The sequence below is a fragment of the Polyangium jinanense genome, assembly GCF_028435265.1.
Taxonomy (GTDB): domain Bacteria; phylum Myxococcota_A; class Polyangia; order Polyangiales; family Polyangiaceae; genus Polyangium; species Polyangium jinanense.
This window is the reverse complement of sequence record NZ_JAGTJK010000003.1, coordinates 174,114-194,176: the sequence shown is the minus strand read 5'-3', so window position 1 is coordinate 194,176 and position 20,063 is coordinate 174,114. Positions and strand designations below refer to the sequence as shown.

The 20,063-nt window shown below is 68.2% G+C and carries 24 protein-coding genes; 7 read left to right on the top strand and 17 right to left on the bottom strand.

Annotated elements, in window-relative coordinates; genetic code table 11:
- Nucleotides 1-273 precede the first annotated feature (273 nt).
- On the top strand, nucleotides 274-477 hold the full coding sequence (locus tag KEG38_RS09380) for a hypothetical protein (protein WP_272418784.1): 204 nt from the start codon (nucleotides 274-276) through the stop codon (nucleotides 475-477).
- Here KEG38_RS09380 and KEG38_RS09375 read toward each other — a convergent pair.
- The 6 genes from KEG38_RS09375 to KEG38_RS09350 all read right to left on the bottom strand — a co-directional run bounded on the left by KEG38_RS09375 (nucleotide 471) and on the right by KEG38_RS09350 (nucleotide 2,836).
- Entirely contained in the window at nucleotides 471-770 is a 300-nt protein-coding gene (locus KEG38_RS09375) for a DUF7677 family protein (RefSeq protein WP_272418783.1), read from the bottom strand. The genes KEG38_RS09380 and KEG38_RS09375 overlap by 7 nt on opposite strands.
- A 69-nt stretch (nucleotides 771-839) precedes the next feature.
- Nucleotides 840-1,175: a DUF5713 family protein gene (locus KEG38_RS09370; RefSeq protein ID WP_272418782.1), complete on the bottom strand. Its 336-nt coding sequence runs from the start codon at nucleotides 1,173-1,175 to the stop codon at nucleotides 840-842.
- Nucleotides 1,176-1,233: 58 nt separating this feature from the next.
- Complete coding sequence (locus KEG38_RS09365) at nucleotides 1,234-1,758, bottom strand: hypothetical protein (RefSeq protein WP_272418781.1); 525 nt, start codon at nucleotides 1,756-1,758, stop codon at nucleotides 1,234-1,236.
- Nucleotides 1,755-2,162 (bottom strand): HNH endonuclease, encoded by a 408-nt coding sequence (locus KEG38_RS09360; protein ID WP_272418780.1) that lies wholly within the window; start codon nucleotides 2,160-2,162, stop codon nucleotides 1,755-1,757. The genes KEG38_RS09365 and KEG38_RS09360 overlap by 4 nt, the downstream gene beginning before the upstream one ends.
- Nucleotides 2,159-2,374 carry a hypothetical protein gene (locus tag KEG38_RS09355; protein ID WP_272418779.1) on the bottom strand — a complete coding sequence of 72 codons (216 nt, stop codon included), beginning with the start codon at nucleotides 2,372-2,374 and terminating at the stop codon, nucleotides 2,159-2,161. The genes KEG38_RS09360 and KEG38_RS09355 overlap by 4 nt, the downstream gene beginning before the upstream one ends.
- Nucleotides 2,375-2,488: 114 nt before the next feature.
- On the bottom strand, nucleotides 2,489-2,836 hold the full coding sequence (locus KEG38_RS09350) for a hypothetical protein (protein ID WP_272418778.1): 348 nt from the start codon (nucleotides 2,834-2,836) through the stop codon (nucleotides 2,489-2,491).
- Nucleotides 2,837-2,934: 98 nt separating this feature from the next.
- Between KEG38_RS09350 and KEG38_RS09345 the strand changes: the two genes are divergently transcribed.
- Nucleotides 2,935-3,669: an alpha/beta hydrolase gene (locus KEG38_RS09345; RefSeq protein ID WP_272418777.1), complete on the top strand. Its 735-nt coding sequence runs from the start codon at nucleotides 2,935-2,937 to the stop codon at nucleotides 3,667-3,669.
- Nucleotides 3,670-3,716: 47 nt separating this feature from the next.
- Nucleotides 3,717-4,277, top strand: a complete 561-nt coding sequence (locus tag KEG38_RS09340; protein WP_272418776.1) for a hypothetical protein — start codon at nucleotides 3,717-3,719, stop codon at nucleotides 4,275-4,277.
- Here KEG38_RS09340 and KEG38_RS09335 read toward each other — a convergent pair whose 3' ends face one another.
- The gene (locus KEG38_RS09335) at nucleotides 4,278-4,757 is read right to left on the bottom strand and encodes a hypothetical protein (RefSeq protein WP_272418775.1); all 480 of its coding nucleotides are present in this window, start codon (nucleotides 4,755-4,757) and stop codon (nucleotides 4,278-4,280) included.
- A gap of 192 nt (nucleotides 4,758-4,949) precedes the next feature.
- On the opposite strand from KEG38_RS09335, the gene KEG38_RS09330 reads away from it, so the two are divergent.
- From KEG38_RS09330 to KEG38_RS09320, 3 genes are all read left to right on the top strand, one after another.
- The gene (locus KEG38_RS09330; RefSeq protein ID WP_272418774.1) at nucleotides 4,950-5,504 is read left to right on the top strand and encodes a GNAT family N-acetyltransferase; all 555 of its coding nucleotides are present in this window, start codon (nucleotides 4,950-4,952) and stop codon (nucleotides 5,502-5,504) included.
- A gap of 99 nt (nucleotides 5,505-5,603) precedes the next feature.
- Nucleotides 5,604-7,238 carry a DUF262 domain-containing protein gene (locus KEG38_RS09325; protein WP_272418773.1) on the top strand — a complete coding sequence of 545 codons (1,635 nt, stop codon included), beginning with the start codon at nucleotides 5,604-5,606 and terminating at the stop codon, nucleotides 7,236-7,238.
- Nucleotides 7,239-7,240: 2 nt separating this feature from the next.
- Nucleotides 7,241-8,443 (top strand): type II toxin-antitoxin system HipA family toxin, encoded by a 1,203-nt coding sequence (locus tag KEG38_RS09320; RefSeq protein ID WP_272418772.1) that lies wholly within the window; start codon nucleotides 7,241-7,243, stop codon nucleotides 8,441-8,443.
- Nucleotides 8,444-8,459: 16 nt separating this feature from the next.
- Here KEG38_RS09320 and KEG38_RS09315 read toward each other — a convergent pair whose 3' ends face one another.
- Genes KEG38_RS09315 through KEG38_RS09305 form a run of 3 tightly spaced genes read right to left on the bottom strand, consistent with a single transcriptional unit; the run spans nucleotide 8,460 to nucleotide 11,655 of the window.
- The gene (locus tag KEG38_RS09315; protein ID WP_272418771.1) at nucleotides 8,460-9,329 is read right to left on the bottom strand and encodes a TrmH family RNA methyltransferase; all 870 of its coding nucleotides are present in this window, start codon (nucleotides 9,327-9,329) and stop codon (nucleotides 8,460-8,462) included.
- 22 nt (nucleotides 9,330-9,351) lie between these two features.
- The gene (locus tag KEG38_RS09310; RefSeq protein WP_272418770.1) at nucleotides 9,352-10,548 is read right to left on the bottom strand and encodes a vWA domain-containing protein; all 1,197 of its coding nucleotides are present in this window, start codon (nucleotides 10,546-10,548) and stop codon (nucleotides 9,352-9,354) included.
- A 57-nt stretch (nucleotides 10,549-10,605) separates the two neighbouring features.
- Nucleotides 10,606-11,655 (bottom strand): DUF5005 domain-containing protein, encoded by a 1,050-nt coding sequence (locus tag KEG38_RS09305; RefSeq protein WP_272418769.1) that lies wholly within the window; start codon nucleotides 11,653-11,655, stop codon nucleotides 10,606-10,608.
- A 172-nt stretch (nucleotides 11,656-11,827) separates the two neighbouring features.
- Between KEG38_RS09305 and KEG38_RS09300 the strand changes: the two genes are divergently transcribed.
- A complete protein-coding gene (locus tag KEG38_RS09300) occupies nucleotides 11,828-12,250 on the top strand; it encodes a hypothetical protein (protein WP_272418768.1) in 423 nt (140 codons plus the stop codon).
- Nucleotides 12,251-12,356: 106 nt separating this feature from the next.
- Here the strand turns inward: KEG38_RS09300 and KEG38_RS09295 are convergent, their stop codons facing one another.
- The 7 genes from KEG38_RS09295 to KEG38_RS09265 form a co-directional block, all read right to left on the bottom strand.
- On the bottom strand, nucleotides 12,357-12,812 hold the full coding sequence (locus KEG38_RS09295) for a hypothetical protein (RefSeq protein ID WP_272418767.1): 456 nt from the start codon (nucleotides 12,810-12,812) through the stop codon (nucleotides 12,357-12,359).
- Between the two features lie 39 nt (nucleotides 12,813-12,851).
- A complete protein-coding gene (locus KEG38_RS09290; RefSeq protein WP_272418766.1) occupies nucleotides 12,852-13,961 on the bottom strand; it encodes an S-(hydroxymethyl)glutathione dehydrogenase/class III alcohol dehydrogenase in 1,110 nt (369 codons plus the stop codon).
- Between the two features lie 109 nt (nucleotides 13,962-14,070).
- A complete protein-coding gene (locus KEG38_RS09285; protein ID WP_272418764.1) occupies nucleotides 14,071-17,736 on the bottom strand; it encodes a serine/threonine-protein kinase in 3,666 nt (1,221 codons plus the stop codon).
- 131 nt (nucleotides 17,737-17,867) lie between these two features.
- A complete protein-coding gene (locus KEG38_RS09280; protein ID WP_272418763.1) occupies nucleotides 17,868-18,317 on the bottom strand; it encodes a hypothetical protein in 450 nt (149 codons plus the stop codon).
- Between the two features lie 405 nt (nucleotides 18,318-18,722).
- On the bottom strand, nucleotides 18,723-19,142 hold the full coding sequence (locus KEG38_RS09275; protein ID WP_272418762.1) for a hypothetical protein: 420 nt from the start codon (nucleotides 19,140-19,142) through the stop codon (nucleotides 18,723-18,725).
- On the bottom strand, nucleotides 19,139-19,525 hold the full coding sequence (locus KEG38_RS09270; protein WP_272418761.1) for a hypothetical protein: 387 nt from the start codon (nucleotides 19,523-19,525) through the stop codon (nucleotides 19,139-19,141). The genes KEG38_RS09275 and KEG38_RS09270 overlap by 4 nt, the downstream gene beginning before the upstream one ends.
- The gene (locus KEG38_RS09265) at nucleotides 19,512-20,060 is read right to left on the bottom strand and encodes an RNA polymerase sigma factor (protein WP_272418760.1); all 549 of its coding nucleotides are present in this window, start codon (nucleotides 20,058-20,060) and stop codon (nucleotides 19,512-19,514) included. Before KEG38_RS09265 ends, KEG38_RS09270 begins: the two co-directional genes overlap by 14 nt.
- Nucleotides 20,061-20,063: the final 3 nt, after the last annotated feature.

Below are 20,063 nucleotides of genomic sequence, written 5' to 3'. Positions count from 1 at the left end.
CCGGAGAGAAGCGTCCTCCGATTCGGCGGGAGCGATCAACGGAAAACCGCATGGCCTCTGGAGCGTGGCTTGAGATAGGATCGCGCGCATGACGGATCTCGATGGCGACGGAACTGCCGGGGAGCGGGACGAGAGCGATCCGCTCGCCGACCTCGTGGAAGAGGCTGATCGGGCAGGCACGGCGCCTCGGTTGAATCCGGAGAGCTACGTGCAAGGAGTCTACGTGAGGGGAGCTCGGACGGAATGGATGATGCAAAGCGTACGATCGCCGCGATGCACCGTGATCCCCAAAAAATCGTCGCCGCGTTCGAGACGCCGGTGAAGTGCGCGCGTTGCAGCGCGGCGCATGCGCGATTCCGGATGGTGGACCAAAATTTCCCGCGTTGCCTCTCCTGCGGTCGCTCTTTTCTGGCGGACGACGGGAAATTGCCGAAGGTCGAATTCCGCGACGAGCCGGACGCCCCCGCGCATCAGTAAAGCTCGACCTCCCAGTCCTCGAACGGGGGCTCGACGACGTAATCCGGCTCCACGTAACTCCGGATGAACTGAGCGGCCCGGCGCTCGGCCTGCTTCGCATTCAGGACGATCCCCGCATCATCGAATTCGAGCACGTTCATGAAGATCGCGTACGTCTGTTCGAGCGCGCTCGGCTCCTCGAAGATGGCCGAGTAATCCACGCCGTCGAGCAAAGGCAGACCCGCGGTGCCGTTCGCCAGCCAGTACGAAAACAGGCGAACCGCGCCACGGACGGAGGGGCTCACTTTCGGCACGTTCTCACCTCTCGACGTTTACCACGCAGCCTCGACCTGTGCGTTCTGGACGCGGACGCCGATCATCCTTCACCAATCACGCGGCGCGATCGCCTCTTCGATGTCGAATTCGTAGCCGTAGGCGTCGAGGATGAAGCCGATATCCTCCGCGATGGCCTCGCGCGCGACGGTCTCGATCTCGCTTTCCGCTTCGTAAAACTCCTCCTGGAGCTCGTTGAACGCCTCGGTCGTCGCGTGCGTGAGCGCGTAGACCGCGCTTCCTTTGGGCGCCTCTTTCTCGATGCGCTCCGCCAGCGCCGCGAGCAGCCACTGCCCCTTTTCGACGAGGTGCTTCGGGTAGTAGTCGTCCTCGATCATCGACGCGAGGAATTTTCGCTGCGCGACGGTCTGATTCTCGATGGTCATTTTGCCCGCCGCAGCATGCCACCAGGCGGCCATCTGCACAAGCCGACGCAGTGATTCCCTACGAATCCGCGTCCTCCAGCAGAGCCTCGGCGAGCTCCGCGGCCAAGGCTGCAGAACGAAGACGCGCGGGTGAGCGGTCGCTGGCAATCGCAAGCGTCACCGGGACCATGATACGAGCGTGCGAATGCAACAAGGCTCGGAGGTCGCCACGAAGGCCGGTCTCGGGATCGATGCCTTCGAATTCGAACCCGGGCTCGGGCCCGAAGGAGCCCAGGAGGTCGATGAGCACGTCGAGCGTCGTTCGACGCGCAATCTCATTGTCGCTTTCGAGGATCCGGGCGAGGAAGGGTAGCGCCGGCAGTACCACTGGGTAGTAGCTGCCCGAGTGATTGTTTCCGACGGCATAAAGAAATTTGTGGTAGGCGCGGAGGGCCTCCTCCTCGGAAGTGCACGACGAAAGGGCGCGAAGCGCGGATGGAACCTCGTTCGGGTCGTTCCATTCCGGCTGGGCAAAGGACGCCCAGGGGACATTCCGCACGTCGTCCAGCATGGTTCCTCGGCGGGCTTCGGCCTCCTGGCTCAAGGACGCCATCCACGGCGCAAGAGCAATACGCGCAGCCGAACGCGCCCCTCGTCGTTCATGTCGAGGAGCTGCACGGTGGCACGCCCCTCGGCCGTCACCCCCTCCACGGTCCCTTCCGACTCTACGGAAAAGTGCTCTCCCCAAGACTGCCGCCTCGGGTGATAAAGCGGCACGATGGCACTCGTCTCGGGGTCGATCGACGCGATATTCGGCCCCTTCTTCAGGTTGCAGCGAATGCAGCAGAGGCACAGGTTATCGACATCATCCGATCCACGGTGTTGCCTTCCGATGATGTGGTCGACCTGATGGGGCAGAATCGACGCGCTTTGAGGCAACCGACAGTACTCGCACGCGCCCTGGGCGCGCCGCTGGACGAACTCCCGCGTGTCGGTCGAGAGCTTCACGACGCGGCGCGCACGCTCCAGAACTCCTCGGCCTGCAGTTTGAGGAGGCTCAGCGTGTCATTCAGGCGGACGACCTCGGCGTACTCCTGGTGCTCTTCCGGCGTGAGGACGCCGGCGGTGCTCTTCCGCGCGAGCTCCTCGACGCGTGGAGCCAGTTCTTTGCTGACCGCTTCGAGCGCCGCTTCGAGCTGCTCCAAGGTTCGCCTTTCCATGCGTTTCTCCGTCGCCGATGTCTCCCGGTAGCATGCCACCCCTCCGCCGTCGGCACAAGGTCGGTCGCGAATGGGCGGGCGGGGAGGCATGACGCAGGCTCGAGGCGCCTCCCATCAACAGAAAAACACCTTCTCCCCGCGCGCAAGATACCCGACGATACGCGCAAGCAGTACGTGCCCGGAGACCTCGGCGAGTGTCAATCTGCGCAAAGCCTCCCGGAGGTCCCCCTGCATCCGATCGACCCGATCGAGCGAGACATCGATGCCCTCGCGGGTGAAGCCGGGCCATACCTCCACCGGTACGCCGAGCCGCGCGCAGTATTCCACGAGCTCGTGCCAGGACGAATACGAGACGACGTCCATGTCGCCGTCGATGATATCGACCTCCCAGTGCTCCTGCTGGTCGTTCCCGCGATACGGAAGCCTGCCCAACTGTCGGGCGTGGTGCAACGATCCGGGCATGGGGCAGCGAGCGTAATGGTTGGGGCCGGAGCCCTGTCAAGCCCGGTCGCCGCCCCTCCTCCCCCACCCCCCTCGAAATCCTGCTACCGTCCCGCCCCATGGAACCCCGCACCTTCGGCCCCCTCCGCGTCCACGCCCGCGGCGGCGACGATCACCGCGGCGGCGGCGACGGCCCCGCGATTCTGCTCTGCCACGGCTTCGGCGCGCCCGGGGAAGACCTCGTCAGCCTCTGCCGCGTCATCGACGCCGGCCGCGGCGTCCGCTGGTTCTTCCCCGAAGCCCCCCTCGAAGTCGAAGTCGGCCCCGGCATGCACGGCCGTGCCTGGTGGGACATCGGCATGGATCGGCTGATGACCCTGCTCATGCGCGGCGACATCGACGGCGCCATGAAGCGCCTCGACGAGGTGCCCGAGGGACTCGCGCCCGCGCGTGATGCCCTCGCGGAGACCATCGAGGTCCTCGTGAAGGATCTCGGCGTGCGGCGCGATCAGCTCCTCGTGGGCGGGTTTTCCCAGGGCGCCATGGTCACGACCGAACTCGTGACCCACCTCCGCGAGCCTTTCGCCGGCCTCGCCGTGCTCTCGGGGACCCGGCTCGGCGGCGACCGATGGCAGACGGGGCTCGATGCGCTCGGCGAGCGGCTCTCGGCGTTCATCTCGCACGGGCGGCGTGATCCGCTCCTGCCTTTCGGACGCGCCGAGATCCTGCGGGACATGATGACCGCGGCGAAAGCCGGCGTGACGTGGGTGCCGCACGGCGGCGCGCACGAGATCCCCCCGGTCGTCGTGAACGGCCTGGGGACGTTCGCGCAGGCCCGTCTCGGCGGGGCGTAGCGCCCGAGGGCTCCCCTTTTCCGGCTCGCCAGCGTACACTCTTCCCCATGCTTCGACGCTTCCACATCGCCGAGCCTTGCAGCGAGCGCTGGGAGTCGATGACGGGTTCGGAGGCGCGACGGCATTGCAGTTCGTGCGACAAGCAGGTCGTCGCGCTCGCCGAGCTCTCGCCCGAGGAGGCCGATCGGCTGATCGCCTCGGCCCGGCCGCACTCGCTCTGCGTGCGGGTGGAGCACGACGAGGAGGGGAACGTCCTCTTCCGCGAGCGCGAGCCACGTCCCCCGCCCGCTCGGAGTTTGCCGCGGCTGCGCCTCGCCGTGGGTGCGTCGCTGCTCGTCGCGGCCTGCGGCAAGCACGAGCCCGCGCCGACCGCGACGAACGAGATCGCGCAGCCCGAGGCCGCCGAAGCCCAGGCGCCGAGAGCCCCGGCCGAGGCGCAAACGCCGCCCGAAGCCGAGGCGCAGCCGAAGACGTCACCGGACCAGCCGACCGGCCTGAACCCGCAACAGCGCAAGCACAACGCGACCTCGGTCCCGGGAAAACCGAACACGCGGGTCACGACGGGCTGCGCCTGCGCGATCGGCGATCCGGTCTGTAGCTGCCTCTAGCTACGAAGGTTCGCGCGCAGGCGCGGCGTCCGCGGGCCAGAGCCTGCGGAACCCGAGGCCGACGATCGTGCCGTCGCTGCGCTCGACGAGCGCGCCGAACCGGCACTTTTCGATGAGCGTGCCCTCGTCCACGCGACCCTCGTCGAGGTAGCGGATCCGCTGGCCCTCGCTCAGCGTGGCGAAGACCCGCGCGTCGGCGGCGATCGTCACGAGATCCCGCGGGAGGGCGGCGTCGAGCGGGGCGGCCGCCGCGCGACGGGTCCGGCGCACCACGTTCTCGTCGACCCACACGTCGAGCTCGTCTCCCCGGACGAACAGGACCACGCCCATCAGGCGAACGCCGCCCGGCGTGGTGAACGTGACCGCGTCCCCGGCCCCGGGTTCGGTCGAGGCGCGCCCGCCGAGGCGCTTGCGCATGGCATCGACTGTCGGCAGCGGCGGCCGAGGCGTGAGGACGGGGAGCCCGAACTTCCGGACCATCGAACCCAAACATAACGCGCCCCGCCCCCCGCCGCGATCCCCTCGTGCACCCGCCAGACAGCGTGTGCCTCCCTACGGTTTTCCCGCGGACAGGAATATATTTTTCATCGCCTCACTTTTTTTCCGGACGATCGGGTCGTTCGACACATGGAGCTCATTGAGGGGACTCTATGTCCGGTCCCGTAAAACCCCATGCTCGACACGTACGTCCTTCCTGTCTCCCCCGACGAACCCACCACGGTCGCCGAGGGCCTGGCGCTGCTGGAGCACGAACTCGACGAAGTGCCGGATGCCGTTTTTCCCGGTCTGTCAGGACAGCCACCGGAGCTCGACCCATGGGAGGTGGTCGACATTCTGGGAGACGAGATGCGCTCCGGGCGGCTCAAAGGTTTTGCCGGGTACGTGGGAGGTTTTCCCGCGGGGCTCTGCCTCGTCGGCGCGCTCGCGGCGTTCGCGCCCAGCGCCGCCGCGACGACGGGGCGGGTGCCGACGGTGGCCTGCCTGCTCGTGGCCCCGCGCTACCGAACGCTCGGGCTCGGGCGGGTGCTGCTCGCCGAGGCCGAGAGCGCGCTGGCCGCCGAAGGGGTGACGTTCGTGGATGCGTACCCGCCGAAGACACGGCCCGGGAAGGAGATCGGGCCGCTCGGTACGTTCCTGCAGGCAGGGTTCGTCCGGATGGGCGAAGCCGGAGACCGGATTCTGGTGCGGAAGACGCTGGGAACGACGCGGGCGCGGAAGGTGGGGTGAGACGCGAGGGTGTGGGTTGATCGGAGGTCTCTTGATGAGGACTGCTTCCCCCTCTTCCGAGGCCCCAAGAGGGAGGAACCGCTGTAGACTTGTCATTGGATGAACGAGCGGCACGGCGGCCAGCAGCCCAAGAGGCTGGAAAAACGACCGGAGGCGACGACCTTCCAGCTCGACATGCTCCTGGCAAAGGTGCTGGAGGGGCAGGTCCGCGTGCCTCGCTTCCAGCGTGGTTTGCGATGGGAGGACGAAGACCGCCTTCAACTGTTCGACAGCATCTATCGGGGCTACCCGATCGGCACCCTGCTACTCTGGAAGCGACCAGGCCCAGAGGCCACGGTTCCCCTGGGCGCCTTGACGGTCCACGCGCCCAAGCGCAGCGACGTCCTCTGGATCGTGGACGGGCAGCAACGGGTTACCACGCTCGCCGAGGCCCTCCTGCGAACTCCTGAACCCGACGAACGCTCGATCCACGTCGATCTGGACAACGAGGACGAGCCTTTTTCCTACCTTCGCCCCTCGAAGCTACGGAACCGCGAAGCCCCCAGGGACCCGCGCTACATGCCCATCTCGACCGCGCTCGACTCGGCCCACTTGCTCGACTGGCTGATCGAGCACGGGGTGAACCGGGATCGCCGCAACCGAGCGATCGAGATCGGGAAACGCATCCGCGAATATCACGTCCCCGCCTACATCGTCGAAACGGAAGACGACCGCGTCCCCATCACGATCTTCGATCGAACCAACCGGACCGGGCGGAGACTCACCGATCCGGAGGTGTTCGAGGCTCTCTTCGGTTCGATGATCGAGGGGCCCCCGGCGGGACTCGAGGATATCGCCCGGATCCTGGACAGCACCGGGTTCGGCCGACTCGGCCGGGATGACGTGCTCGATGCGCTACGCGCCATCGAGGGCCTGCCCTTCCACGAAGACTTTACTCGCCGCATCGATCCCGAGCGCGTGCCCGATGCGCTGCGTGCGACCGAACGTGCGATGCGGAGAACCGTGGCTTTCCTTCAGCACGACGCCTCGATACCGCACCGCGAGTTGTTGCCGTATTCGCTCCCTCTGACGATTCTTTCGAGGTTCTTTCACTCGTTCCCCGAGCCGCGCATCCGAAGCCGCACGCTCCTCCGACGTTGGGTCTGGCGAGGCTCCCTCGCCATGCAACTGACGGGCGCGACGGTAGGCATCCGACAGCACCTCGAGTGCATTCGCGATGGGGACGAGGAGGGCTCGGTACAGCGGCTACTCGGTCTGGTATCGCCGCAACCGAATCCCGACGTTCTGAACATCGCGGATTTCAACCGGCAGGTGGCCAAGAGTCGGCTTCAATGCTGTGCGCTCGCGTCCCTCCGGCCCAGAGACCTAAGAACGGGCGGGACCATCGATCTGTCGACGCTCCTTTCGACACCAGAAAAAGCATTTCCCATGCTCGTCGCACGCCGAAAAGGTGCGCCCCCCGACGTCTCGGGCCTCGCCAACCGTCTTCTCCACCCGCATCTCTCCCCTGGCGAGCTTCGCGACCTCCTGCGCGACATCGAGGACGAGGCGCTGCTCGCGACGCACGCCATCACGACGCAGACGCGCATTGCGCTCGTGGTAGGCAAGCACGACGAGTTTTTGTCACGAAGGCACCAAAGCCTCCGTGAGCTCATCGAGCAATTTTTCCGGCAGAAGGCCGACCCCGGCGCCGACGATACGCCATCGGTTGTATCGATGCTGGAGGATGATTGATCATGCGTCTCGACGTGCTCCTCCACGATACCGTCGTAGGAACGCTGACGCTGCACCACGGCAACAAGACGACGTTCCGATTCGAGCCCTCGTACCTTGCCATGGCAGACCGACCGGTGCTGGGCCGATGGTTCGAGGACCACCTCGATGAGCACTGGGAGTACTTCTATCCGCAGAGCAGGCTTCCGCCGTTCTTTCAGAACTATTTGCCCGAAGAGGGGAGCGCCCTGCGAACTCTCATCGCGCGTCGCGCGGGAGTGAAGCCGCATCGCGAACTCGAGTTACTGTCGGTGCTGGGAGAGGATTTACCCGGGGCCATCGTCGTGCGCAGTGACGATGTGGCGAGCGGCGCCGAATCAGGAGACGACCGCCCGGCCGACGCCGCGCTCGACGACAGCGCGCCGCTGCGCTTTTCCCTGGCAGGCATCCAGCTCAAGTTTTCGGTCATGCGGAACGACGATCGATTCACCCTGCCAGCATCCGGGAAGGGCGGACATTGGATCGTAAAACTGCCCGACAACCGTTTCCCGTTCGTGCCCCTGAACGAGCATGCAATGCTGACGTGGGCCAAGGCCTGCGGCATCGACGTGCCAGAGTTCGAACTCACCTCCGTGGCCGATCTCGAAGGTCTCCCCCCCGAGCTTTCGTTCCGGGAACCTTATGCTCTGGCCATTCGTCGCTACGACCGCACCCCGACCGGCCGGATCCACCAGGAGGATTTCGCGCAGGTGCTCGACGTCACACCCGCCGAAAAGTACGAGCGCTGGAGCTACAACAACCTCGCGCGTGTCATTCGATCCGTCTGTGGGGAACAGGACGCCGCCGAGTTCATCCGACGACTCGTGTTCACCCTGCTGAGTGGTAACTCGGATGCACACCTGAAGAACTGGTCGCTCGTCTACCCCGACGGGCGACGCGCCCGACTCTCGCCAGCGTACGACCTCGTTTGTACCGTCGCGTATCCTGGCACCGACCCTAGGTTTGCGCTCAACCTGAGCCGTACGAAACACTACACCGACGTGACGACGAACCACTTCGAGCGCCTCGCCGCCAAAAGCGGCATGGATCCCGAGAACGCACGTACGCTCGTGGAGTCGTCCGCCGCCACGATCCGTGATCGATTCCGTACTCTTCGCGACGAGCTTGGCCTCACGAGGGAGACCCTCGAAACCCTCGACCTTCACCTATCCAAGATGAGGTTGTGAGGCCCCTGGGCCCCCCTTAACGCCGCCGCGGCGGACGCCCCCGCTGCGGGCCCGCAGGCGCACGCGCAGGCGGCGACGCGGCCGGGGCCGCCGGCGACGCGGGTGACGGGTTTTTCCCCAGCAAGTTCTCCCGGACAACCTCCGCCAGCAGCACGCTCGCCGCGATCGACACGTTCAGCGACCCGACCGTCCCGGCCCCCGGGATCGCCACGAGCGCGTCGCATTGCGCCTTGGCCCGCTCGGACAGCCCCTCGCGCTCGTGGCCGAGCACCAGGACCACCGGCCGCTTGAATGAATACCCGAACGCGTTCGCCGCGGCGTCACTCTCGCCGCCCACGATCGAGATCCCCCGGGCGCGCAGCCGCGCGAGGGTGTCGGGCAGGTCCGTCGTGCGGGCAAACGCGAGCTCTTCGGCGCCGCCCTCGGCCACGCGCACGGCGTCGGGCGGCAGGCCCGGGTGCGGGGCCGGGGCGCCGAGCAGCGCGGCGTCGAGGCCGAAGAACGCCGCGCTCCGCACGATCGCGCCGATGTTGTAAGGGTTCCGCACGCGCTCGAGCGCGATGGCCGCGCCGCGCGTCCGGACCAGCATGTCCGCGAGCTCGTTCGGCCCGAGCCACGCCCGCGGCCGCGTGTGGAGGCAGAGCCCCTCGTGGTTCTTCGTGTGCGCGATCCGCTCGAGCTCGTCGTCGCGGAGCTCGTGGCAGGGGACGCGGCGCGCCGCGGCCCAGCGGATGAGGGTTTCGAGGTCGCGGCGCGCCTCGCGGCCATAGGAGACGGCGAGGATGTCGTCCGGGCGGCGGGCGAAGACGGCGAGGCCGGCGCGCAGGCCGTGGACGACCTCGGGGGCCTGGGCGCCGAGGGCACGCGGGTCGGGCTTCTGCTTCATGAACGAGGGCAAACCTTCCAGATCAGTTCGGCGTGGGCTCCTGGCAGCCAAGGACGATGTCGAGGTCCATGACCACGCCGTCCTTCAAGCTATCGCACGCCGGGCCGTAAAAGACGACCTGGTTCTTGCCCGGGTCGTAGTGCCAGCCGTCCGTCTTCGTGTCGTCGCGCATGACCTCGGTCGTGTTGTCGAAGAAGACGTAGATCTCGCTCGGGTTCGGCGGGACCGCGTCGAGCGTGTACGCGCAGGAGAGCGTCTTCTTGGCGATCGTCACGAGCGCCACGTCGAGGCTCGCCTGGTCGGAAGCGTCGTAATACTGGTTCGCCCCCGCGGACGGGACGCCGCCGGCGATCGCGAACTTGTTCATCTGCGCCGGATCGATGCCCGCCCCGAAGCCGATCACGAACGTCGGGATGCCGCGCTGCTCGAAGAGGTTCTTGATCTCCATTTCGGTCGTCGCATCCGAGCCGCACGTCTCCTTGCCGTCCGTGATGAGCACGGCATAACTGTCGCGATTCGGATCGTCGAACGCAGGCTCGGTCGTCGATTGCGTGACGGCGGTCTGGATGTTCGTGACGCAGGGGCCGTCCGGGAAATACTTATCGGCCTTCACGAGCGCCGCCGTGAGCAGCTCTTGAATGGCCGCCTCGTTTTCGGGGCCGACGGGGATGGGGATTGCGTCCTGCTGGCAGTTCGGGGTCACGAGGTCGGGGAAAAGCGTGAGGCCGAAGCGGATCTTGCCGGTGTAATCGGTCGTCATCTTGTTGATGGCCGCGACGGCGATGTCCCACTTCGTCACGTCGCCGACGAGCGCCGTCATCGAGCAGGAGCGATCGAGGACGAGCAGCATGTTCGGCGGAATGGACTCGACCTTCGCCTCCTGCGCGCCACATCCGCCGCCCGGCACGCACGTCTTCGTGGCGGTGTCACATGTCATGCCCGGCGAACAGTCGCCGTCGGCGGCGCACCTGCCGGGATCGATACACGTGCCCACGGAGCTACATTTCTGCGGCTCGACGCAGGCCAGATTGCAGCCGAACGAGCCCGCGCCCGCGCCCGCCGATCCTCCGCCGGTCATACCGCCGGCGCCCGACGTGGCGCCCCACGCGCCGCTCCCAGAGGAAGCGCTGGATCCGGCGTCACCACACGCCGACGCCATCACGACGCCCATCACGCCCGCGAGGGCAGCCCAAGTCGAAGAGGAAGATCGATGCAGCATGGATCGAGATTACTCGATCCGCACCTGCAACGATAGTGGCAGCGCGCAGAGTCAATTTCATGGCGCGCGAAGCGTCACGCGCACGAAGCGCGGGAAATAGAGCGAGGTATCGGCGACGAGCGTGGCGAAATCGAGGCTGTTCGAGGCATACGTGACCACGAGATCGGCGCCTTCGAGCTCGGGGTGGCCCTTGCCGGCGTAGACGATGGTGTCTTCGCGGTCGGATTCAGGGGGATGGTAGAAGGTCTCGAGGTCGGAATAGGGGCCGCGGAGATCGTTTGCGGTGCGGAGCGCGAGATCGGAGGCGCCGAAGCCCTCGGTCTGCACGCCGATCCAGAGATCGCGGGCGCGATCGTGGTGCACCGTGAGCTCGGTTTGCCCGTCCTCGAAGGCGAGCCCGAGCGGCTCGGGCTTCGTGAAATCGATATCGCCCGACGCTGGCAGGGGGAAGCGCGTCAGGTGGATGTCGTGCCCGCCGGACTCGTCTGCGCCGAATGCGTAGAGGTGCCCGTCATGCGCGAGCACGCTCGCCGAGCCGACAATGACGCCGTCGTCGTTCGAGGGCATTTCGAGCTCCTTCATGATCCACGTGGGCGGCGCGTCGTCGGGGTTCTCGACGACGAAGACGTCGGCATCGAACACCTCGAAGCCGAGGCCGCCGCTCGCGGAGCGGACGGCCATCATGAAGAGGAAAAGTTTGTCCCCCACCCGCTCGCCGTCGCCGGGCCAGTACCAGATGCCGTCCTTCTCGGGGAAAAAGGAGGTGGGCTCGTCCTTCGGCCCGTTCCAGAAAAACGCGATCGAGGCCTCGCTCGGGTCGTAGCCGTTCTGGATGGCGATGCTGTTTCGCACGAGGCGAGATTCGCTCCGGACGTTCGCCTCGCTCGTGGCGATGAAGCTATCGCCGAAGAGCCAGAGGACGCGGCCGCCGCCGAGGTCGACGGAGTAGGCGTCGTCGGCGCCGAGCCAGCGGGGATCGGCGTGGAAAAGGGCGTCGGCCTCGGGCCAGGCGGTGGCGGTCGCCTCGATGGCCGGCGCTTCGCCGCAGCCCGCGAGCAACGCGCCGAGGAGAGATACAGCTCCGACATGATTCCGCGACCCAGGCATACAGTGATGATACCACCATTGTACGGTTCACGCTGTACCCGGCTCTATGCAAACTCGTTTTCGACCGAGACGATTTCCGAGGCGCAACGCAGCACTATCGTGACCGTTCGTGCTGTTGTCTCCGACTGGCGCGGCTGGTAGCATCGTTCGAATGGACCTAATCGATTCCTCCATGCCGAGCTGGGTGGTCGGTCGTCATGTGGTCCGGTTGGAGCGGCCGGACCTCGTTTCCGTTGCCTTCCGCGGCGCGACGAGCGCCGCGGAGGCCGAAAAGATCCGGGACGTCTACATCGCAATCGGCGAGCAAGTCGGTCGGTTCGACGTCCTGTTCGACGCGAGTGATCTCGTATTCCTGGAAGCCGGCGCGCGTGCAGCCTGGACGCGCGGAGGCAAGGTTTATCCGTTACGTCATGTCGTCTGCTTCGGCGCGAACTTCCCGACGCGTACCGTGATCATGACGGTCTACCGGGCCGGGCGGCTGCTCGCACCTTCAATTTTCGATTTTCACATCGAGTTTGTCCCCACGGAGCAGGAAGCGCGCAACCGTCTCGCCGTACTTGGTCGCCAGGCGAGGCACTCCTGCGCACCCGCGTGAACGTTCGCGTCAAGATTCCCATTTCCGATGGAATTCGCTACCGACGAGCAGGAAGCCCGCGCCCGCATCGATCAGATCCGCCGCGCGACGCGCCTAAAACGCGCCTTCAGCCCGGGGAGGGCGTGAATTCGAGCGTCTCGACGACGACGCGGCCGGGCGCGCGCAGGTCCATCGCGGTGACGGGCTGTTTCTGGGAGACGAGGTCCGTGATCTGGCGCGCGATGGGGTCGACTTCGAGGGCCCGATCCGAGAAGACGACGAAGATCTTCACCTTGCCCTCGCGCGGCGGGATGCGAAAGACGTTGCCGGCGATGGGCTCGCCGGCCGGGCAATCGGGCGAGAGCTTGTCCTCGAGCATCGTGAGGTGGCGGATGGGACCCCCGTCGGCGATGGTGAAGACGAGGCAATAAGGGGGCTGTCCCGCGGCCGGCACGAGCTCGATCTGGGCCGGGCCTTTCTGGACGAGCGCCACGCGCTGCGAGGGCGAGGGCGAGGGCGGCGCGGATTTCTCGCAACCGGCGAGGGCGAGGAACGAGGCCAGGGCGAGGATGGATCCCCTCATGCGCGAGGGTCTACCCCGCCCCGGTCGCGGACGCAAAGATCAGAAAGTCACGACCGTACGGATCGACTTGCCCGAGTGCATGAGATCGAACGACTCGTTGATCTTGTCGATCGGCAAGACGTACGTGATGAGGTCGTCGATGTTGATCTTCTTGTCCATGTACCAGTCGACGATCTTCGGCACGTCCGTGCGCCCGCGGGCGCCGCCGAAGGCGCTGCCCTTCCACACGCGGCCCGTGACGAGCTGGAACGGGCGCGTCGCGATCTCCTGGCCCGCCGCGGCGACGCCGATGATGATGCTCTCGCCCCAACCCTTGTGGCAACACTCGAGCGCCTGGCGCATGACCCTCACGTCGCCGACGCATTCGAAGGAGTAATCGGCGCCGCCGTCCGTGAGGTTCACGAGATACGGCACGAGGTCGCCCTGCACCTCGTTCGGGTTGACGAAATGCGTCATTCCGAACTTCTCGCCCATCTCCTTGCGCGCCGGGTTCAGGTCGACGCCGACGATCATGTTCGCGCCGGCCATCTTCGCGCCCTGGATGACGTTCAGGCCGATGCCGCCGAGGCCAAAGACCACGACGTTGTCGCCGGGCTGGACCTTCGCCGTGTAAATGACCGCGCCGAGGCCCGTCGTGACGCCGCAGCCGATGTAGCAGACCTTGTCGAACGGCGCGTCCTCGCGGATCTTCGCGACCGCAATCTCGGGCAATACGGTGTAATTCGCGAACGTGGACGTGCCCATGTAATGGTACACGGTCTCATTGCCGATCTTGAAGCGGCTCGTGCCGTCCGGCATGACGCCTTTGCCCTGCGTCGCGCGGATGGCCTGGCAGAGGTTCGTCTTGCGCGAGAGGCAGAATTTGCACTGGCGGCATTCGGGCGTGTAGAGCGGGATCACGTGATCGCCCTTCTTCACGCTCTTCACGCCGGGGCCGACGTCGACGACGACGCCCGCGCCCTCGTGCCCCAGGATCGAGGGGAAGATGCCCTCGGAGTCCTTGCCCGAGAGCGTGTAATCGTCGGTGTGGCAAACACCGGTCGCCTTGATCTCGACGAGGACCTCCCCTTCCTTGGGGCCCTCCAGATCAACTTCCTCGATGCTCAGCGGCGCGTTGGGTCGATGCGCAACCGCGGCTTTGATCTTCATGGTCTCGTCCTCCGGCCTCGAACAACGCGGGCTTTCCCGGCGCCCGCGCGCGCATCGTAGCGACGAGGCGTTTCGCCGTCACACGAAAAATCGTCGCGAAGAACCCTTCTCACGCGCTCGTGTCGTCGTCTTGCGAAGCACTTTCGGCCACGCCCCACGCACGCGCGAGCTCCACGGTGCGCGCGTTCTCCGGTACCGCTTCGAGAAACCACGCACGCCAAAGTGGATCACGGATTTTCGCGGCACGGCCTTCGAGGCGCTCGTACGCCGAGACGATCGCCTCGCGCGCCTCGGCCTCGAGCCCGAGCGAAGCGAGCGCCTCCGCCCGCACGAGGCGCACGAGGGACTCGCCCTCTTCGATGCCGCCGAGGGATTCGAGCAGGCGCATGGCTTCGTCCGCAGGCCCGAGCGCCGCGCGCGCGTCGCCGCGAAAGATCGCGATTTGCCCGAGGACCGCGAGCGCGTGCGCGCGGACGGGCGGGTGCGCGGCGAGGAGGTCGATCGCGGCGCGGACCTCGGCCTCGGCCGCCGCGAGGTCGCGGCCGGCGAGGCGGATCATGCCGAGGTAGAGGCGCGCATACCCCTCGACGCGGCGATCGCCCTGGCGTGTGGAGGTCGTGAGCGCCTCACGCGCGAAGGCGTGGGCCTCGGGGAGCTGGCCCTGGCGCGCGAGGGCGAGGGCGAGGTTGAGCTTCGCGTGCGCGACGAGCGCGCCGAGGCCGAGGCGCTCGGCCTGCGCGAGCGCATCCCGCAACGAGGCCTCGGCCCGCGCATAATCGCCGAGCTCGTTCGTCGCAGAGCCGACGTTCGCGCGCTGGACGCAAGCATTGCGGAGATCGCCGACCGCCTCGAAGCGGACGGCCGCAGCCTCGAACTCGCGCACGCTCGTGCCCGCGTCGCCCGCGAAAAGCGCGCGGAAGGCGCGGGCGCGGTGCACGGACGCGGCGACCTCGGGGTCGACGGCGACGACGCGCCGGTCGAGCATGTCGAGGGCTCGGAACATGGCCTCGGCATGGTCGTGATGGCCGGCCATGAGGAGCTGGAGCGCCGCGCGCGCGACGGCGATGACGTGCGGACCGCCGGACTCGCCCTCGGCGCCGAGCGCGGAGAGCGCCTCGAAGATGGCCACGAGCGCGGCGTCGTCGCCGAGGTTGCCCGCCGCGAGCACGACCTCGCCCGCGGCGCTGTACCAGAGGGGGCTGCCGATCGGGAAGAGGCCGAGCGCGTCGTGCCCGGCTTCGAGCGCGGCCCGATGCTCGCCCTTCCACTTGCGGGCCTGCGATTCGAAGAGCCGAAGCGCGCCGCGGACCTCGCCCGCCGAAGCAGCCGCGATGCCCCGCGCGACCCACGCGAGCACAGCGTCGAAATCGCTGGCCTCGAAGGCGGCCTCGGCCGCGAGGCCCGCCCACGGGACGGCGCGATCGGACGCGCCGGCGAGGCTGAAATGCTCGGCGAGGACAGCAGGCTCGGTGTCGCCCGCGCGTTCGAACCACGCACCGACCGCGAGGTGGAGCCGCGCGCGCTCCACGGCGTCGAGCGAGGCATACGCGACCTCGCGGACGATCACGTGCCGGAAGGCGTGCTCCTCGCCCCACGGGGTGCGACCGGCGCGACGCACGACGAGCTCGGCCGCGAGGAGCTCGGCGAGGGCCTTGCGCTCGGCTTGCCACGGCTCCGTGCCCGTGCGCGCGGAGGCGCCGCCGGGCAGGACGGAGAACAAGGCGCCGGGCCAGAAGCGCGCGCCAAAGACGCTTGCAGCGCGGAGGAGGCGCTGTGCGAGGGGCGAGAGCGAGGCGATGGCGCGGCCGACGAGCTCGGGGGTTGGCCCCGACGGCACGTCTTCTCCCGCGCGTACCGCGCGCGTGAGAATCTCCAGGCGAAGCGGACTGCCGAGGCCGCGCTGCACGATCCGCGTGACGAGCGCGGGCTCCGCGGCCTCGCCGAGGCCATGCCGGACGATCGCTTGTGCCGCATCGGAGAGCAGGGCCGGAAGGGGCAAGGCGCGCGCGCGGCCAGCCGCGAAGGACGGGGGCGCGTCCGTGACGAGCAGGAAGAACGGGCGCGAGGCGAGGCTCGACAGCGCGCCTTCAAAGAGGCCGATGCTCGCCGCGTCGGCGCGGGCGAGGTCTTCGAGCACGACGAGCACGGGCCGCGCATCGCATTCGGCGGCGAGCCAGTCCTCGAACGCGCGGCGGACGTGGTCGCCCATGAGCCGTGCGTCCTGCCGCGCCGCGCGGAGCGGGACGCTCGTGTCGTCCGGGAAAGGCACGTCCGTGAGCTCGCCGAGGAACTCGACCACGCGGCCCGCCGACGCGGGCGAGAGGTGCCGCGCCAGGCGTTCGAGCAGTTTGTCGCGCCTCGCGGAGAGTGAATCCGCGCGGGAGAGGCCGGCGGCGTTACGAACGAGGTCGGCCGCGAGGGCAAAGGCGGCGCCCTGGGCGAGCGGCGCTGCCTCGGCGGTGAAGACGGAGACGGGGCGGACGATGCCCTCGGCATCGAGCAGGCCGCCGCGCTGATCGAGGGCGCGGACGACCTCGGCGACGAGGCGGGACTTTCCCACCCCGGGCTCGCCGGTGACGACGAGCGCCGAAGGTTTGCCCGTGGAGACGACCGCGCCGAACGCCCGCAAGACCTCGTCGATCTCGCGCTCCCGACCGACACACGGCGAGGGCCGGCCGAGGAGCGTGTGGGGGACGAGCGTGGTGTCGTCCTCGGAGCCTGCGAGCGCGAGCGCGGCGCCGGGGAGCACCTGCGTCTGCGGGGCGGAGGCGGAAACGCTCTGGCGATACCAGGCGTCGAGGGGCAAGGTCGACGCGCCGCCATCGGGACGCGGGGACGTGTTCAAGGTGGGCACGTCATCGGGGAGCCCGACGCCGGTGACCTCGAAGAGATCCTCGATCGGCGTGGCCGCGCCGAGGCGATGGAAGGGCACGCCGCCCTGGACCCACGCCGTCTCCGCGTCGTCGAGCATGGCGATCTCGACCGCGACGGCCGCGCCGTCAGCAGGCCTGTGCGCGGGCTCGTGCGAGAGCATGCGCGCGATGATTTCGTCGAGCGCGGCGGGCGTGTCGGGACGAACGTCGGCGGGGCGCGGCGGCTCGGGCGCGAGCATCTTGGAGAGCAGCACCATGAGGTGCTCGGCCTCGAAGGCGGGTCGCCCCACGAGGCACTCGTAGAGGACGCACCCGAGCGCGAAGACGTCAGCGCGAGGATCGACGGTGCGCGCGCCGAGGGCCTGCTCGGGGGCCATGTAGCCCGGTGTCCCGAGGAGGATGCCCGTGCGTGTCGCAGGCCGCGTCGCCTGGGGCCGCGCGATGCCGAAGTCGAGGATCTTCACGCGGCCGATGTCGCGATCCGGGAGGAAGAGGTTGCTCGGCTTGATGTCGCGATGCACGACGCCACGCGCATGCGCCGCGCCGAGGGCCTCGGCGACACGCACGCCAAGGGTGAGCGTCTCGGCGATGGAGAGCGGTCCGCGCTTCAAGCGCTGCGCGAGGTCCTCGCCTTCGAGCCACTCCATCGCAAGGAAGAGCTCGCCAGAGGGCGCGGCGCCATGCGCGACGTACCGGACGATGCCGGGGTGATCGAGCTCGGCGAGCACGTAACTCTCGCGCGCGAAGTGGCCGGCAAACGGAGCGCCCGCGGCGTGCAGGACCTTGAGCGCGACACGCGCGCCGGTCGCCCGATCGAGCGCGCGATACACCTCGGCCATGCCGCCCGCGCTGGCGAGCCGCTCGATGGCGAAACGGCCGCCGAAGAGCTCGGCCGGGGTCACGGGCGGCAGCCTACCTCCACGACGCGGGGCGCGTAAAGCCGGCCTCACCTCCATCCCCTCTCCACGCGGTTGCGAGGTCGCTCTCCGCATCCGTCACGACGGCACCGTCGAGGGCCCGACGTGCTGCGCCGTCATTCTCGCGTCGATATGCGCACGACCAGCCGGTCCTCGGTCGTCTCCAGGATCTGGATATCGAACACGAGCGTCTTGCGCGTCAGCGGATCATAGCACTGGGCTCGCAGTGTGCGCTCGGTCAGCGTGGCGAACGTGCCACGGCACAAGTAGTGCGCATCCGCGGGGTGGAGGCGGAGCGTCGAGAAAGAGCCGTCGCGGCCAAAATGTAGCGTGTTTCGGTAGCGCGAGGGCCCGAGGTCGACGCGCTGGGGCACGAAGACCATCCGGTCCTCCGTCGAATTCGCGCGATCCTCGTGCCAGTCGCCGTGGATCGTCGCCCGAAATTCCGCGATCCGGAGCAACGGCAGCGCGTCCTCGGAGACGTCCGCGCGACCGGCAGCGGGCGAAAGGAGCAAAAGGGCGCATAACGCGCGGGACGCGCGCGGCCGACGGGTCGTTGTTTTCACGAATTCCTCCTGGACGATGGCCCAGTCGGGATCCTGGGGCGGGCGGAGGCAGCCGTCGACGGGCGCCGTGCTGAGCATTGGTCTCATCGCAGGCCGCCGCGCCGGGGCGCCGCCCCGGACCCCGCGGGGGCTGTTCGCCCCTCGACCCGAACCAGCGCAAGCGCTGGACCTTTTGTGGAAGAACTGCGCTCCGCGCAGTTCTTCCGCAGGCCGGTGGGACCGCCCCGCCCGTCGAGACGTCAGCGCTGCTGTCGCCCGTCTCGACCGGGCCTGTGCGATGAACTGCGCATCGCGCAGTTCATCGTCCTGGGTCCAGCCCCTGGCTGGTCCGGGTGCAGGGGCGGACAGCCCCTGCTGGGGCCTGGGGCAACGCCCCAGCACAGCGGCGTCGACATGAGACCGAACTCATTCAGGCGGCGGGCCTGGCGGCGGCGGCGGCGGGAACGGGCCGTGTGGCCTTCGCTTGCGCTTCTCGACGAACTCCTGGAAGCGCACGCGCTGGGAGGCGTCGAGGACCTCGACGATACGATCGTCGGTGCTCTTGTGCAGCGCTTCGAGTCCGTCGCGACAAGGCTTCATCGTGCGCTCGAGCTCGCCGTCGGAGTCGCGGAAGATGGATTCGACCCGGACCACCTGATCGGCCGTGAGGTCGAGGTGCCGGCGCATGGACTCGACCCGGAGGTGCGTGCGCACCTCGCCCGGCGGGCCGCCGAAGCGGGAGCGGAGGTCCTGGAGCATGTACGCGCGCATCGCGCCCGCGCCGGCGACGCCGCCGAGCACGAACACGCCCGCGAGCACGAAGGCGGGGAGCAGGCGGGATTTCATTCGTACACCTCGACGGAGGCCACCGACTCGAGGACGGCCGAGTCGTAGCCTGTCTCCGCCGTTCGCGACAGCCAGAGGCCGAGGACCGCGGCCGCCGCGGCGCCGATCAGGGCGAACCGGCCGAACCGGACGACGCCGGACGACCACGGAGGTTCGGCCGGACGCGCGCCGCGGCCCGCGCCTACCTTGGCCATCACGGACGACGCGAAATCCTCGCTCGGGGCGAGATCCGAGGTCTCGCGGGCGATGCGCGCGAGCCTTTCGTTCGGAGGCTCGATGGCGAGGAGCACGGCCTCGGTGAGCTCGTCGGTCGGGCGCAGATCCTCGGTGGCGTGGGCGAGGGCTGCGAGATGCGAAAACGGATCTTGTTCACGCGTGACCATCGGACACCTCCCCCGCCTCGGTCTTCGTGCGTAGCGCGGCCCTCGCTCGCACGAGGCGCTGCTCGAGCGCCCCCTCGCTGCATCCGAGCGCCTCGGCGGCCTCCTTCGCCGAGAGTCCCTCCACGGTCACGAGCACGAGGGCCGCGCGATCTTGTGGCTGGAGGGCCTTGAGCATCGCGTCGAGCTCGTTCAGGGCGACGCGCGCCTCGGCGCGCACGAGCCCGTCGAAGCGGGGCTCGCCCGTCTCCTCGGCGGGACGCTCGCGGCGCTTGCGAAGGAGGTCGACGCACGCGTTCGTCACGATTCGGTAGAGCCAGGTCTCTATCTTGGCGCGGCCATCGTAGCGACCATCCGAGAGGGCGCGGAAGGCGCTGGCGTAGGCGTCCTGGAGCGCGTCTTCGGCGTCGGCGAGGTTGCCGACGAGGCGCGCCGCGAGCCGATAGAGCGGCACGCGCGTGTGGTCGACGATCGGCCGGAAGGCCGCTACGTCTCCACCGGCCACGCGCGCTGCGACGAGCCTCAGATCGACGGACATGCG